A 14,320-nucleotide genomic window follows, 5' to 3' on the forward strand; every position below is an offset into this window, starting at 1 on the left:
GGTTTATGCTGTCGAGGATTACCTTCGCGTGCTGGCCCATTGTTTCACGAAGCCGGGATAACGCAATGAACCGTCGCCAGTTTCTCGCCTCAACCACTGCCGCGATTTTGACCACGAGAGCGCAGGCGCAGGATGCCCAGACGCCGTTCCGGGTGAAATATTTCAACGTCGACGCCGGGACCGGCCTGCACGATGTCACGCCGGCGCCCGATGGCACCGTCTGGTTCACGGGCCAGCGCAGCGGTGCGCTGGGCCGGCTCAATCCGCGCGACAGTGCGTTCAAGCTGGTCAGCCTCGGCAAGGGTGCGGCCCCGCACGGCGTCATGATCGGCCCCGACGGCGCGCCATGGGTAACCGAGGGCGGGCAGAATGCGATCGCCCGCGTCGACCCCGGCGACCACAAGGTGACGCTGTTCCGCCTGCCTGAGAAAGCCGCTGACGCCAATCTCAATACCGGCGTGTTCGACAAGCGCGGCGTCTACTGGTTCACCGGCCAGTCCGGCTTCTACGGCCGGCTCGATCCGAAATCCGGTGAGATGAAGGTGTTCGAGGCACCGCGCGGCGTCGGCCCCTACGGCATCACCGTGACCCCAAACGGCGACATCTGGTACGCCTCGCTTGCCGGCAGCTATATCGCACGGATTGACCCTGCGACCGGCAACGCCAGCGTGGTCCAACCGCCGACGCCGAAACAGGGCGCGCGACGGGTGTGGTCGGATTCGCGGGGGCGGATCTGGGTCAGCGAATGGAACAGCGGCAACGTGTCGGTGCACGATCCCGCCGACGGGACGTGGAGGGCCTGGAAGCTGCCCGGCAGCAATCCACGGACCTATGCCGTCTATGTCGACGACAAGGACAAGGTCTGGCTCACCGATTTCTCGGCCAACGCGATCATGCGCTTCGATCCGGTGGGCGCGACCTTCAACGCCTTTCCGAGCGACCGCGCCGGCGCGAATGTCCGGCAACTCGATGGCCGGCCCGGCGAGGTCTGGGGCTGTGAATCCGGCCAAGACCGCTTGGTCCTGATCCAGACTGCCGCGCCCGCGTAGCACCCTGCCCCCGCACGCGGACGGTTGACGAACCGCCCGCTTCCGTTCATTTCGGCCGCTCCCACAAGGATGAGGCCCATGGCGAAGAAAACCCTGCAACTCGGCCGTGCCGTCGCGTGGCCGGATAGCCCGGACAAGGCGGTGCTCGACCGCGTCCCCAATCCGCAGGCCGGCACGGATTATCTGGTGCGCTTCGCTATCCCGGAATTCACCTCGGTCTGCCCGATCACCGGCCAGCCGGACTTCGCCCATCTGGTGCTCGACTTTGTGCCGGGCCGGTGGCTCCTGGAATCTAAGTCGCTGAAACTCTATGCGGCAAGCTTCCGCAATCACGGCGCCTTCCACGAGGATTGCACCGTCATGATCGGGAAGCGTATCGTCGGGGAAATCAAGCCGAAATGGCTGCGGATCGGCGGTTACTGGTATCCGCGCGGCGGCATCCCGATCGACGTGTTCTTCCAGACCGGCCGGCTGCCGAAGGGCGTCTGGGTTCCCGATCAGGGCGTCGCGCCCTATCGCGGGCGCGGGTGATCCGGCGTCTCAATAGGCGCTCAGCAGATCGACCTTGGCATTGGCGAGGATCAGGCGGCGCGCCAGCAGTGCGGAAAGATTGCGCATGATCTTCATCGAAATCTGCGGGTGGAGCTGACGATAGTCGGCAAAGCTGTCGATCGGTAGCTCGAGGCATTTGACCGGGGTGTCCGCCCAGACGTCGGCGCTGCGGTGGCTCTCGATGATCGCCATCTCGCCGAACTCCATGCCCGGCCCGAGCGAGGCAAGCCGCACGCCGCTCGGCAGCTTCACGCTCACCATCCCGCTTTGCAGGAAGAACAACGAATTGGCCGGCTCGCCGGCCACGACGATGCGCTGGCCGGCGTCGTAGCGGCGCGGCGTCGAGAGTTCGGCGAGCGCAGCGATCTCCTCGGGCGCGAGATCGGCCAACAGCGCCTGCTCGCCGAGATGGGCGGTCTCCTTGGTCTCGGTGAAGCCGCCATAGCGGTAGATCAGTTGATCCTCGGCCCATTCAACGGCGTCGTCGAGCAGCGGAAAATGCCGCAACCGCTTCGGCTCTTCGATCTGCGCGCGGATCGTGGCCCAGACCGGCGACGTCGTCTCGACACCGGAGATGATCGTGGTGACACCGGAATTTCCGAGCGTGGCGATTTTCTCAGCCAGCAGTTGGGCGCCGGCTGCCGTGATGTCGGGCACGCGGTGGAAATCTAGGATCAGCAGCGGCGCGCCGGGCGGCTCGTTGGACAGCCGGCGAGTGACGTAGTCGATCGACGCGAAGTTGAGCGCCCCCACCAGCTCGATGACGCGGGTGTCGCTGTGGCGGTCATCGAGGATCTGCTGTTCGTGCGGCTGGCGGCTGCGGCGGGAGGTGATGCCGAAGATGTCGTAGTCGGCGATGATGCAGGTGCGGACGTCGCCGCTGCGGTTGAGCATATGCAGATCAAATCGCGCCGACAGCGCCTCGCAAACCTTCAGGCCTCGCACGCTGTTGAAGTGCCCATCGAGCAGCGGCGAAAAGGTGCCGAGCCCCAATTGCGACGGGAGCGCTGCGACGATGCCGCCGCCGACCCCACTCTTGGCGGGCATTCCGACGCGATAGATCCACTCGCCGGCATAGTCGTACATGCCCGAGCTCGTCATCACCGACAGCGTGCGCGCGACGACATGCGGCGTCACCACCTGGACGCCGGTGACCGGATTGACGCCGCGATTGGCGAGCGTTGCGGCCATCACCGCGAGGTCGCGCGCGGTGACGAGAATTGCGCATTGCCGGAAATAGATATCGAGCACGGCATCGACGCCGTCCTGTAGCACGAGGTAGTTGCGCAGCAGCCAGGCGATCGCGCGATTGCGGTTGCCGGTCGCCGTCTCCGACGCATGGACCGCGTCGTCGACGTCGAGTTCGCGGCCGGCAAACTGGCCGAGCTTGTCCCGGATGCGCTCGAATGCGGCGCGGCCATCGACCTCGTGGATCAGCCCGGAGCAGGCAATCGCGCCGGCGTTGACCATCGGATTGAACGGCTTGTTGTCGTTGGTCAGCCGGATCGAGTTGAATGCCTCACCGCTCGGCTCGACGCCGATCGCCGACGCGACGCGCGCTTCGCCGACGAGATCGAGGGCCAGCGCAAACACGAACGCCTTCGAAACGGACTGGATGGTGAAAGGAGCGGCGCTGTCGCCGACTTCGTAGACATGGCCATCGATGGTGACGAGGCTGATGCCAAAATGCGCCGGGTTGGCCCGTTTCAGCTCCGGAATGTAGTCGGCGAGCGCGCCGGAATTGTCCGATTTGAATTCTTGGTGGCAGGAGGCCAGAAAACGCTGAAGTGGAGGCTCGGTGCCATATCCCGTTGTCCTGACGTCCGCATTCCCTCGAATAGGCCAGCCAGTCTGGACGTCCACGCTCTCACCTCAAATGGCGAGAAATAAGCAATCCTCATGCCATGCGCGGTCGTCCGAACGCTGCTGCGAATGCGTCATCCTGACGCTGCACCCCGCTTCCCTGCATGTTGTGTCTGCCACCGCCGGTGGGCCCGTGGACGCCTAGGTTGTCTGCGCATCGGCGGGCCTGGTCTGCCGCAGAAACCGCGCGCAGATAAAGCCGAGCACGACCATCACGGCGGCAGCTGACACCAACGTCGCGGTCTTGCCGACGTGTTGCAGGCCGAAGCCGTAAGCGATCGGGCCGACGGTCTGGCCCATGAAAAAGAAGAACGAGTGCAGCGACAGCGCGGTGGCGCGCGCCTCGACCGACAGCTCGCTGGCGAACACCTGCAGGCAGCCGTGGATCATGTAGAAGCCGAGGCCCATCACCAGGAGGCCCGCCATCTGCAGCTTCCAGTGCGGCCCGAACGCGACGCCGACCAGTTGAATCGCAACCAGCGTCGCGCCAACGATCATCATCCCCCTCACCCCGATCCACGGCAGCAGGCGCGATACCGTCAGCGTGTAGAGCAATCCGCCGATCGCAAATCCCGCGATCACGATGCCGGCGATCGACAGCGAGGTCTCGCCGAGCTCGAACAGGAACGAGGCGATGAAGGGAAACAGCCCGAGCACGCAGCAGCCTTCGATGAAGACCGCCGAGTAGCAGATGCGGGCGTTCGGATTGGTGAAGATGGTGCGGTAGCCGTGGCGCAGCGCCTTCAGGCTGGTGCGCGGCGGACGGTTCAGCGCGGCGCCGCGGAAGCCGGCTGCAACCGCCAGCGCGACGATAATAACGAGGCCGCCGAGCACCGCGAGCACGCCGCGCCAGCCGAGGAAGTCGCCGATCAGGCCGGATGCCGTCGCACCGAGCAGATTGCCGGTCATCGAGCCCGCCAGCGTTCGCCCGATCGCAAGCTGCCGCTTGTCCGGGCCGACCAGATCGCTGGTCAGCGACAGCGCCACCGGAAACACGCCGCCCGAGCCGATGCCGGCGAGGATGCGGGTCACGAACAGCATCGGAAACGAGGTCGAGAGCGCGCCGAGGATGTTGGCAACGCCGAGCAGTCCGAGGCAGATCGTCATCAGCCGCGCCTTGCCGAACAAATCGGCGGCGGCGCCGATCGCCGGCTGGACCGCGGCAAAGGTGAAGGCGAACACCGCGGCAAAGCTCGCCGCGGTCGCGATGCTGACGCCGAAATCCTCGGCGACATGCGGCAGCACCGGATCGAGCGCGCGCACCGACAGGCTCGCCGCGAAGGTCGCCAGCGTGATCACGTTGAGGGCCGGCGGCATGCCGCTGGTTGCGGTCATGTCGTTGTCCGCCGGTCAGGCCGCCGTCTTCGCCAGCGCGTCGAACTGCATCAGCCGCTTGACGAGGGACTCGAAGTCGCGGAGCGGCACCATGTTGGGGCCGTCCGACGGAGCGTGATCCGGATCGGGATGGGTCTCGATGAACACGCCGGCGACGCCGACCGCGACCGCGGCCCGCGCCAGCACCGGCACGAATTCACGCTCGCCGCCCGACGACGTACCCTTGCCGCCCGGCTGCTGCACCGAATGGGTGGCGTCGAAGATGACGGGCGCGCCGGTGGTGCGCGACAAGATCGGCAGCGCGCGCATGTCCGAGACCAGCGTGTTGTAGCCGAACGATGCACCGCGCTCGGTGACCAGCACGTTGGGGTTGCCGGCGCCGGTGATCTTGCTGACCACATTGGCCATGTCCCACGGTGCCAGGAACTGGCCCTTCTTGACATTGACGACCTTGCCGGTCGCGGCCGCAGCCAGCAACAGATCGGTCTGCCGGCACAGGAAGGCCGGAATCTGCAGCACGTCGACCGCCTGCGCCACGTCGGCGCACTGGGTCGCCTCATGCACGTCGGTCAGCACCGGCAGCCCGAGCGAAGACCGGATCTCGGCGAGGATAGGCAGCGCCTGCGCCAATCCGATGCCGCGCGCCGCGGTCGCGCTGGTGCGGTTCGCCTTGTCGAACGAGGTCTTGTACACCAGACCGACCTTGAGCCGGACCGCGATCTCCTTCAGCGCGGACGCCACCTCAAGCGCATGCGCGCGGCTCTCGAGCTGGCACGGACCGGCGATGATCGAAATCGGCAAGGCATTGCCGAACTTGGCCGATCCGACGGCAACGATCGGCGCGGCGGCTTGCGCGGAAACCTGATTGGTCAAAATGCTGCATCCTTTTGCCGGCGACCATGCAGTCCCGCGCGGGACGGATCAAGCCATCCCGCACGATGAGGGGGTTGCGCTGACGCCGTGGGTGCGCCGTGCTAACACAATCCCGCCCAAACAGCGCCTATAAACTGGCGCGGAACAGATTCCCATGAGGAAGCCATGCGCATCCCGCTGATGATCGGAGCCGTCGCCGCCCTGTCGGCAATGTCGGGCCTCGCCTACGGCCAGACCAGCAGCCAGCCCGGAGTCGTCACCAGCGGCGCCACCGGCGTGACCGTCAATGGCAAGCCGGCGGCGCGCAACGGCGACACCACCAGCAATGGCGGCGCGCTTGTCGAGGGCGTGCCCAACGTCCTGATCAACGGCAAGCCGGCGGTGGTCATGGGCGATCGCACGCATTGCGGCGGCAAGACGACCTCCGGCAGCCACGGCGTCTTCATCAACGGCAAGCCGATGGTGACCCAGGGCGATCAGACCTCGGGCTGCCCGCAATAGCGTCGCTGCAACTTTCCCTCCCCAAGGGACCGAGAAAAGATGCCTCCCCGTCATTGCGAGGAGCTCGCGACAAAATTGCGAAGCAATTTTGCGCTGAAGCGACGCAGCAATCCATCGCTCCGCATATGTGGTGCCAATGGATTGCTTCGCTTGCAATGACGGGAACATGGCCGCAGCGGGCGTCACTTGACCGACGAAAACGCCGTCGGCACCAGAAGCTGGTTGACGATGTTGAGGACGATCTGGCCGTCCTCCTCGGTCTTGGCGCGCGCGGTGATCCACTCCGGATCGGTCTGGAACGCGGTCCACTTCTTCTCGCGCTCGGCGAGCGATTCCCAGGCCAGCAGATAGGTCAGCTCCTGGTTGGATTCCCCGACCAGCGTCGTGAAGAAGCCGGCCTGCCTGATGCCATGCTTGTCCCAGAGCTTCAGCGTGATGGTCTCGAAGCGCTTGAGCAGCGCCGGCAGCCGTCCCGGCAGGCAGCGATAGACGCGGGTCTCGTAGATCATTGGCAGTCCTCCCAGATTGGTGTGCGGGCGGTTATAGCCAGCGCCTTCCGGACTGTCTTGAGGGGGTGACAACATGGCACCCCTGCTCGCGACGGGCGGCCATTTCCGCAATGTTGTTGCAATGTTACTTGCCCTAAAACCTGCCTTCAGGAGTTGGACCACAAGGACATGCGGATACTGCTGGTTGAGGACGAGGCCGAAATGGCGGCGGCGCTGTCGCAGGCGCTGAAGGGCTACGACATGGTGGTCGACCACGTGCCGAACCTTGCCGAGGCCGAGGAAGCGATCTGTGCCGACGTGCATGGCGCGGTCCTGCTCGACCGCCAGCTTCCGGACGGCGACGGCCTCACGCTGATCCCGAAGCTGCGCGCCAAGGCCGACGGCGTGCCGATCATCGTGCTGACCGCGCGCGGCGATCTCACCGACCGCATCACTGGCCTCGACAGCGGCGCCGACGACTATCTGGCCAAGCCGTTCGCGGTCGAGGAGCTGATGGCGCGGCTGCGCGCCGTGCTGCGCCGCCCCGCCGGCCTGCAGCTCGAGATCATCAGGGCCGGCCGCGTGGCGTTCGATTGCGGCCATCGCGAGGCCAGTGTCGACGGCCGTCCGCTCGAGCTGCCGCGGCGCGAGCTGCTGGTGCTGGAGACGCTGCTGCGCCGCATGGGCCGCACCGTGCTGCGCGCGACGCTGGAGGAAGCCGTCTACAATTTCGAGGACGAGATCCAGTCCAACGCGCTCGATGCGCACGTCTCGCGGTTGCGCCGCAAACTCGCGGACGCCAACGCCGGCGTCGAGATCCACAGCATCCGCGGCGTCGGCTATCTCTTGAAGCAAACGTCATGAGCGAACAGGCCGAGCACTATTGCCTGCGCTCGCAACTGAGCTGGCGGCTGGTGACGCTCCAGGCGCTGCTGCTTGCCATGCTGATCGTTTGCCTAATCAGCGCGTTGTGTGCCACCGGCTTCCTGATCGTTCCGCGCGATGAGGATCATGTGATTTCCATCGTGCAGGGCGCGGTCGCACGCGACGGCAAGGGCGAGTTGATTTTGCGCCCGACGGCCGAACTGCAAAAGCTTCGTGACGACACGCCGGACCTCTGGTTCCTGGTGCGCGACCGGCAAGGCCGTTCGCTGACGGAAGGCGCGGTGCCGCCGGAATTCGCCAGGATCGGCGACGCGCTCGACCAGATCAGCCAGGCGCGGCTCGGCTGGCAGATGTTCGAGGATGATCCGCGCAAGCCGCCGGCGCGGCTGAAGCGCGTCAATTCCGACGCCGGCCCCGTGCAGGTGCTCACAGCGACGCAAGGGCCAATGTCGAGCGTCAAGACCGCGCTCGCCACGACGCTGGCATTCCTCGCCATTGCCCTGCCCGGCCTTTTCCTGATGGCATGCGCCACCTTCATCGCGACGCCGATGGTGGTGAAGCGCGCCTTCGCCGGTCTCGATACCACCGCCGACGAAGCGCGCCGGATCGATTTCCGCCAGCGCGGCAGCCGGCTGTCGGCGGACCATCTGCCGCTCGAGGTGGCGCCGCTGGTGACCGCCATCAACGATGCGCTGAAGCGGCTCGACGACGGCTATTCCCGACACCAGCGCTTCGTCGCCGACGCGGCGCATGAATTGCGCACGCCGATCGCGATCCTCAACACGCGGCTGGAGTCGCTGCCGCCAGGCCCGGAGAAAACCCGCCTGCTCGAGGATTCGGCGCGGCTTGCGACATTGGCCGAGCAACTGCTCGACATCCAGCGCTTCGACCAGTGCCGCAATCCGTTCGTCCGCGTTGATCTCGTCGCGGTCGCCCGCAATGTCGCGGCCGACCTCGCGCCGCTCGCGATCGCGGCCGGCTACGAGCTGTCGCTCGATACCGCAACCGATCGCGTCGAGATCTTGGGCGATCGCGCCGCGCTGGAGCGCGCGCTCACCAATCTGGTGCAGAACGCCATCCAGCATGGCGGCCGCCGCGGCACCATCACCATCCATGTCGGCAGCGCCGCGACCATCGACGTATCGGATGAAGGCGACGGCATTCCCCAGGACCAGCGCACCCGGATATTCGATCCGTTCTATCGGCTCGCGCCGCTCGATCGCGGCGCCGGCCTCGGCCTCAACATGGTGCGCGAGATCGCAAGGCTGCACGGCGGTCACGTCTCCGTGCTCGACGGTCCGAAGGGCGGCGCGTGCTTTCGCCTCACCTTACCGCCGGCGCCGTTCGCGTCGTGACTGCCAAAGCGTTTTCGAGCGAAGCCTGTCCCGCACTCGATGCGGGATGGGCACCGGTTCGCGTGAAGGAAACGCGACAAAACTAGGGTCGAGAGCCCCGTTCCGATTCAATCGGAACGGGGCTCTCGCGCAATGTTGTCGCAATGCAGCTCCCGCAAACAAGGCGTCACGCTTCGCATCTGAGTCGAAGCGCCGCGACACTTTGCTGGGAATCCCAATGTCACATGATCTGCTGTCTTTCTTCACGGCGTGGATGGCGGCCCCCGGCCGCGTCGGCGCCATCGCGCCGTCGGGCGCCGCGCTCGCCGAACTGATCACGCGCGACATCAGCGCCGACACCGGCCCGGTGCTCGAGCTCGGTCCGGGCACGGGCGCGTTCACCTATCAGCTGTTGAAGCGCGGCGTGCGCCAGCAGGATCTTACGCTGATCGAATACGGCTCGGATTTCATGCGGCTGTTGCAGCTGCGCTTTCCCGGCGCGCGCGTGCTGTGGATGGACGCGGCGCGCCTCGCCTCGGAGCGGCTCTACGATGGCGCGCCGGTCGGCGCCGTCGTCAGCGGACTGCCGCTGCTCAACATGTCGCCGCGCAAGGTCATCTCGATCGTCGGCGGCGCGTTCAGCTATCTGCGTCCCGGCGGCGCGTTCTATCAATTCACCTACGGCATGCGCTGTCCGGTGCCGCGGCCGATCCTCGACCGGCTCGGCCTGCGCGCCACGCTGGTCGATCGCGCCATCCTCAACGTGCCGCCGGCCGCGGTCTACCGGCTGACGCGACGCCCGCAATACAAGCTGATGACGCGCGACGGCACGCCGGCGGCTGGTGCAAACGTTTCACCGATCAAGAAAGAACGCCGGACCAGCGAGGACTGCGCCGTGTAGCGGCGCAGCTGACGGCCGCTCAGTTAAACCAGCCGGCTCTGCTTGGCTGCCGCCTCGATGAACGACGCGAAGAGGGGATGCGGTTCAAAGGGCCGCGATTTCAGCTCGGGATGGAACTGGACGCCGATGAACCAGGGATGGTCCTCGTACTCCACGATCTCCGGCAGTACGCCGTCGGGCGACATGCCGGAGAAGCGCAGGCCGTGCTGCTCGAGGCGGTCCTTGTAGGCGGTGTTGACCTCGTAGCGATGGCGGTGCCGCTCGGATATCTCGGTCGCGCCGCCATAGACCTGCGAGACGCGGCTGCCGCGGTTCAGCGCCGCGGGATAGGCCCCTAGCCGCATCGTGCCGCCGAGATCGCCGCTCTGCGAGCGCTTCTCGAGCTCGTTGCCGCGCAGCCATTCCGTCATCAGGCCGACCAGCGGCTCCTTGGTCGGGCCGAACTCGGTCGAGTTGGCGTCCTCGATGCCGACCAGATTGCGCGCCGCCTCGATCACCGCCATCTGCATGCCGAAGCAGATGCCGAAATACGGCACGTCACGCTCGCGCGCGAACTGCGCCGCGCGGATCTTGCCCTCGGCGCCGCGCTGGCCGAAGCCGCCGGGCACCAGGATGCCGTTGACGTGCTCGAGGAACGGCGCCGGGTCCTCGTTCTCGAACACCTCGCTCTCGATCCAATCGAGATTGACCTTCACCTTGTTGGCGATGCCACCGTGCGACAGCGCCTCGATCAGCGATTTGTAGGCGTCCTTCATGCCGGTGTATTTGCCGACGATGGCGATCGTCACCGCACCTTCCGGATTGCGGACGCGCTCGTTGATGACGTGCCAGCTCTGCAGCGCCGGCGGAATCTTCGCGGTGATGCCGAACGCGGCCAGCACCTCGTCGTCGAGGCCGGCGGCGTGATAGGCCTCCGGCACGGCGTAGATGTTGTCGACGTCGCGCGCCTCGATCACGGCGCTCTCGCGCACGTTGCAGAACAGGCCGAGCTTGCGCCGCTCCTCCTTGGGAATCTCGCGGTCGGTGCGGCACAGCAGGATGTCCGGCTGGATGCCGATCGAGCGCAGCTCCTTCACCGAGTGCTGCGTCGGCTTTGTCTTGAGTTCGCCGGCACTTGGAATGTACGGCAGAAGCGTCAGGTGAATGTAGACGGCGTGATCGCGCGGCAGCTCGTTCTTGAGCTGGCGGATCGCCTCGAAGAACGGCAGGCCCTCGATGTCGCCGACGGTACCGCCGATCTCGACCAGCACGAAATCGAACTCGTCGTTACCCGACAGCACGAATTCCTTGATCGCATTGGTGACGTGCGGAACCACCTGGATGGTGGCGCCGAGATAAACGCCGCGGCGCTCCTTGGTGATGATGTCCTGGTAGATTCGCCCGGTCGTGATGTTGTCGGCCTTGGTGGCCGGACGACCGGTGAAGCGCTCGTAATGGCCGAGATCGAGATCGGTCTCGGCGCCGTCGTCGGTCACGAACACTTCGCCGTGCTGATACGGCGACATCGTTCCGGGATCGAGGTTGAGATAGGGATCGAGCTTGCGAAGGCGGACTTTGTAGCCCCTGGCCTGCAGCAGAGCGCCGAGCGCCGCTGAAGCTAGACCCTTGCCGAGCGAGGAGACCACGCCGCCGGTGATGAATATGTACCGCGCCATGGGACTTTACCTTTAATCCGACTCCGGCGATTCGCAAAACGAATCGGCTGTTCCCGGCAAACAATTCGCCGGGCTGTGGGTTGCATCGAACTGGAAGCGATTTCAGAGTATTGATGGGGGTTTCTGATGCAGGATGCCAGCGGGGCATCCTGCATGGCCACCCCGCTTTATTGCGACCGTGGCGCCTGCGGGCCGCTCGGGGCCTGCTGCCCCTGCTGCTCGTCGGCCTTCTTCAGCGAATCGAGGATGCCGCCCGAGGTCGGCGCGTTCATCGGCGTGCCGCCGGCCGGCTGCGTCTGCGCCGGCGCGCCGGTGCCGACGATCGAGCTCGGCTTGCGGTCGTAGCCTGCGTACCAGGACAGGAACAGGCTGGTGATGAAGAAGCCCACCGCGAGGATCGCCGTAGTCCGCGTCAGCAAATTGGCGGTGCCGCGGCTCGACATGAAGCCGGCGCCGCCACCCATGCCAAGGCCACCGCCTTCGGATTTCTGCAACAGCACGGCGCCGATCATGACGGCGACAATCATGAGGTGGACAATGATAACGACAGTCTGCATCGCAAGCCTTCGTCACAAGCCGCCAAGCGGCCAGACAAACGGCGCTATCGGCTCTACGGTTTTCGTGAAGTCGCGCCCTGTTACACGATTGCACCGGGCATTGTCACCCCCGAGATAGTCGCACTGTCGACGATCACAAGCGGCGCCGATGGCGGCCCGGCCGGGCCTTGCCGGGAACCGGCAATTTCTACTATAGTAGACAAATGGATACTTTGGTAGACGATCTGAGCCAACGCCTGGCGCAGCGGATCAGGCTCGAGCGCGATGGCCGGGGCTGGTCGCTGGCCGACCTTGCCAAGCGCGCCGGAGTCTCGAAGGCGACGATCAGCAAGATCGAGCGCGCCGAGGTCAGCCCCACCGCGGTCGTGCTGGTGCGCCTCGCCTCAGCGTTCGATCTCACTTTGGCCGGCCTGATGTTGCGCGCCGAAGGCCAGGGCGAACGGCTGTCGCGCGCCGCCGCGCAACCGGCCTGGCGTGATCCGGAAACCGGCTATCTGCGCCGCCAGGTGTTCAGCCGTCCCGACCATCCGGTCGAGCTGGTGCGGGTCGAGCTGCCGCCGAAGCAGACCGTGACCCTGCCCGCCTCCTCCTACGCGCATATCCGCCAACTGGTCTGGGTGCTCAGCGGCAGCCTCATCATCACCGAAGGCGGCGCACGCCACGTGCTCGCCGCCGGCGATTGCCTCGGATTCGGCCCGCCGGCAGAGACGACATTCGCCAACGAGACCAACGCTTCCTGCACCTATGTGGTCGCCCTGGCCCGGAGCTGATGCATGCCGCAGTTTGCCATCAAGCCGCTCGAGGATGCGCCCGGGATTCGCAGCGCGCTCAGCGAGCTGCTGGTCGAGACCGTCGCCGGCGGCGGCTCGGTGAGCTTCATGCATCCGTTGTCGCCGGACGACGCCGATGCATTCTGGCAGGACTCGCTCGGCGCCGCCGCGCGCGGCGAGCGCATCGTGCTCGGCGCATTCACCGACAATGATCTGATCGGCACCGTGACGCTGCTGCTCAAGCTGCCGCCGAACCAGCCGCATCGGGCGGAAATTGCAAAAATGATGACGCGCGTCGCCCATCGCCATCGCGGCGTCGCGACGGAATTGATGCGCACGGCCGAGCAGCTTGCGATCGCGCACGGCCGCACGCTGCTGGTGCTCGACACCGCCGCAGAGGATGGCGCTGCGCCACTCTATGAAAGACTGGGATTTCAGCTCACGGGCATCATCCCCGACTACGCGCTGAAGCCGCATGGCGGTCTCACCGGGACGATGATCTACTGGAAGCAGATCGGGGCGGCGGCAACCTGAATCCGTAGCCAAGCAGAGATGCCGATGGCAACTGTCTGCGCAACACTGCCAATCCCGTCACCCTGAGGAGCGCCAACGGGTCCGCGCAAAGCGCGGCCCGATGACAGGCTCCGCGCGTCTCGAAGGGTCGACGGCCACCAGCTGGGCCGTCGATCCTTCGAGACGGCCGCGTTGCGGCCTCCTCAGGATGACGGTGTGAGAGCTCGGTGCGAAAGGGGCAGCCCTAACACCCCGCAGCGATCGCCAAAAAGTCCGACGCCTTGAGGCTGGCGCCGCCGACCAGTGCGCCGTTGACATTGGCGACGGCCATCAGCTCGACCGCGTTCGACGGCTTGACCGAGCCGCCGTAGAGGATCCTGATCCTGTTTCCCTCGCCCTTGAAGCGATCGGTGAGCTGACCTCGGATAAACCTATGAACTTCCTCGACATCCTTGGCGGTCGGGGTCAGGCCGGTGCCGATCGCCCAGACCGGCTCATAGGCCACCACCAGGTTGGCCGCGGTCGAGCCGTCGGGCAGCGAGCCCGCAAGCTGGGTGCCGCAGACATCGAGCGTCTTGCCGGCGTCGCGCTGCTCGCGCGTCTCGCCGATGCAGACGATCGCGGTCAGCCCGGCGCGCCACACGGCCTCCGCCTTCTGCCGAATCAAGGCGTCGGTCTCGCCGTGGTCGGCGCGCCGCTCGGAATGGCCGACGATGATCGCGACCGCGCCGAGATCCCTGAACATCTCCGCCGAGAGATCGCCGGTGTGGGCGCCCGATGCCTTGGGATGGCAATCCTGGGCGCCGACCGCGACCTTCGAGCCGCGCGCCTTGTCAGCGAACGCCCCGACCAATGTCGCGGGCGGACAGACCAGGAGATCAGCCTTCCCGGCGACATCGCCGGCGCCCGCCAGCATCGCGTCGAACTCGGCAAAAGAGGATTTCAGGCCGTTCATTTTCCAGTTGCCGGCGATCAGCGGCCGGATGGCGTCGGTCATGTCGGATTTCCCATCATTCAAGCGTGTCCCTGCGCTACCAGAGCCGG

Annotated in this window: 15 protein-coding genes; 8 read left to right on the top strand and 7 right to left on the bottom strand. The window is 66.0% G+C overall.

Annotated elements, in window-relative coordinates; translation table 11 throughout:
- Window positions 1-65: 65 nt before the first annotated feature.
- The gene (locus tag ACVMB1_RS13865) at window positions 66-1,049 is read left to right on the top strand and encodes a Vgb family protein (RefSeq protein WP_141342686.1); all 984 of its coding nucleotides are present in this window, start codon (window positions 66-68) and stop codon (window positions 1,047-1,049) included.
- Window positions 1,050-1,118: 69 nt separating this feature from the next.
- Window positions 1,119-1,580 carry a preQ(1) synthase gene (queF, locus tag ACVMB1_RS13870; RefSeq protein WP_141342685.1) on the top strand — a complete coding sequence of 154 codons (462 nt, stop codon included), beginning with the start codon at window positions 1,119-1,121 and terminating at the stop codon, window positions 1,578-1,580.
- Window positions 1,581-1,589: 9 nt separating this feature from the next.
- Here the strand turns inward: queF and glsA are convergent, their stop codons facing one another.
- The 3 genes from glsA to kdsA form a co-directional block, all read right to left on the bottom strand.
- Window positions 1,590-3,440 carry a glutaminase A gene (gene glsA, locus ACVMB1_RS13875; protein ID WP_200844502.1) on the bottom strand — a complete coding sequence of 617 codons (1,851 nt, stop codon included), beginning with the start codon at window positions 3,438-3,440 and terminating at the stop codon, window positions 1,590-1,592.
- A 165-nt stretch (window positions 3,441-3,605) separates the two neighbouring features.
- Window positions 3,606-4,799 (bottom strand): MFS transporter, encoded by a 1,194-nt coding sequence (locus ACVMB1_RS13880; protein ID WP_141342683.1) that lies wholly within the window; start codon window positions 4,797-4,799, stop codon window positions 3,606-3,608.
- Between the two features lie 15 nt (window positions 4,800-4,814).
- Window positions 4,815-5,672 carry a 3-deoxy-8-phosphooctulonate synthase gene (gene kdsA / locus ACVMB1_RS13885; RefSeq protein WP_141342682.1) on the bottom strand — a complete coding sequence of 286 codons (858 nt, stop codon included), beginning with the start codon at window positions 5,670-5,672 and terminating at the stop codon, window positions 4,815-4,817.
- Between the two features lie 165 nt (window positions 5,673-5,837).
- On the opposite strand from kdsA, the gene ACVMB1_RS13890 reads away from it, so the two are divergent.
- Window positions 5,838-6,173: a PAAR domain-containing protein gene (locus ACVMB1_RS13890; protein ID WP_141342681.1), complete on the top strand. Its 336-nt coding sequence runs from the start codon at window positions 5,838-5,840 to the stop codon at window positions 6,171-6,173.
- A gap of 182 nt (window positions 6,174-6,355) precedes the next feature.
- Here the strand turns inward: ACVMB1_RS13890 and ACVMB1_RS13895 are convergent, their stop codons facing one another.
- Window positions 6,356-6,682 carry an NIPSNAP family protein gene (locus ACVMB1_RS13895; RefSeq protein WP_018271819.1) on the bottom strand — a complete coding sequence of 109 codons (327 nt, stop codon included), beginning with the start codon at window positions 6,680-6,682 and terminating at the stop codon, window positions 6,356-6,358.
- A 168-nt stretch (window positions 6,683-6,850) separates the two neighbouring features.
- Here ACVMB1_RS13895 and ACVMB1_RS13900 point away from each other — a divergent pair, with 168 nt between their 5' ends.
- From ACVMB1_RS13900 to ACVMB1_RS13910, 3 genes are all read left to right on the top strand, one after another.
- Complete coding sequence (locus ACVMB1_RS13900; protein WP_141342680.1) at window positions 6,851-7,525, top strand: response regulator; 675 nt, start codon at window positions 6,851-6,853, stop codon at window positions 7,523-7,525.
- A complete protein-coding gene (locus tag ACVMB1_RS13905) occupies window positions 7,522-8,901 on the top strand; it encodes a sensor histidine kinase (protein ID WP_141342679.1) in 1,380 nt (459 codons plus the stop codon). Before ACVMB1_RS13900 ends, ACVMB1_RS13905 begins: the two co-directional genes overlap by 4 nt.
- A gap of 217 nt (window positions 8,902-9,118) precedes the next feature.
- Window positions 9,119-9,781, top strand: coding sequence for a class I SAM-dependent methyltransferase (locus ACVMB1_RS13910; protein WP_057016525.1), 663 nt, complete (start codon window positions 9,119-9,121; stop codon window positions 9,779-9,781).
- A 23-nt stretch (window positions 9,782-9,804) separates the two neighbouring features.
- Here the strand turns inward: ACVMB1_RS13910 and ACVMB1_RS13915 are convergent, their stop codons facing one another.
- On the bottom strand, window positions 9,805-11,436 hold the full coding sequence (locus ACVMB1_RS13915) for a CTP synthase (RefSeq protein WP_141342678.1): 1,632 nt from the start codon (window positions 11,434-11,436) through the stop codon (window positions 9,805-9,807).
- Window positions 11,437-11,603: 167 nt separating this feature from the next.
- Window positions 11,604-11,993, bottom strand: a complete 390-nt coding sequence (gene secG, locus ACVMB1_RS13920) for a preprotein translocase subunit SecG (protein ID WP_028334048.1) — start codon at window positions 11,991-11,993, stop codon at window positions 11,604-11,606.
- A 203-nt stretch (window positions 11,994-12,196) separates the two neighbouring features.
- On the opposite strand from secG, the gene ACVMB1_RS13925 reads away from it, so the two are divergent.
- Both ACVMB1_RS13925 and ACVMB1_RS13930 read left to right on the top strand, forming a co-directional pair.
- Complete coding sequence (locus ACVMB1_RS13925) at window positions 12,197-12,763, top strand: helix-turn-helix domain-containing protein (protein ID WP_141342677.1); 567 nt, start codon at window positions 12,197-12,199, stop codon at window positions 12,761-12,763.
- Between the two features lie 3 nt (window positions 12,764-12,766).
- On the top strand, window positions 12,767-13,297 hold the full coding sequence (locus ACVMB1_RS13930) for a GNAT family N-acetyltransferase (RefSeq protein ID WP_141342676.1): 531 nt from the start codon (window positions 12,767-12,769) through the stop codon (window positions 13,295-13,297).
- Window positions 13,298-13,520: 223 nt separating this feature from the next.
- Here ACVMB1_RS13930 and tpiA read toward each other — a convergent pair whose 3' ends face one another.
- On the bottom strand, window positions 13,521-14,273 hold the full coding sequence (tpiA, locus tag ACVMB1_RS13935) for a triose-phosphate isomerase (protein WP_141342675.1): 753 nt from the start codon (window positions 14,271-14,273) through the stop codon (window positions 13,521-13,523).
- Between the last annotated feature and the right edge of the window lie 47 nt (window positions 14,274-14,320).

The organism is Bradyrhizobium sp. USDA 4504 (genome assembly GCF_054063995.1).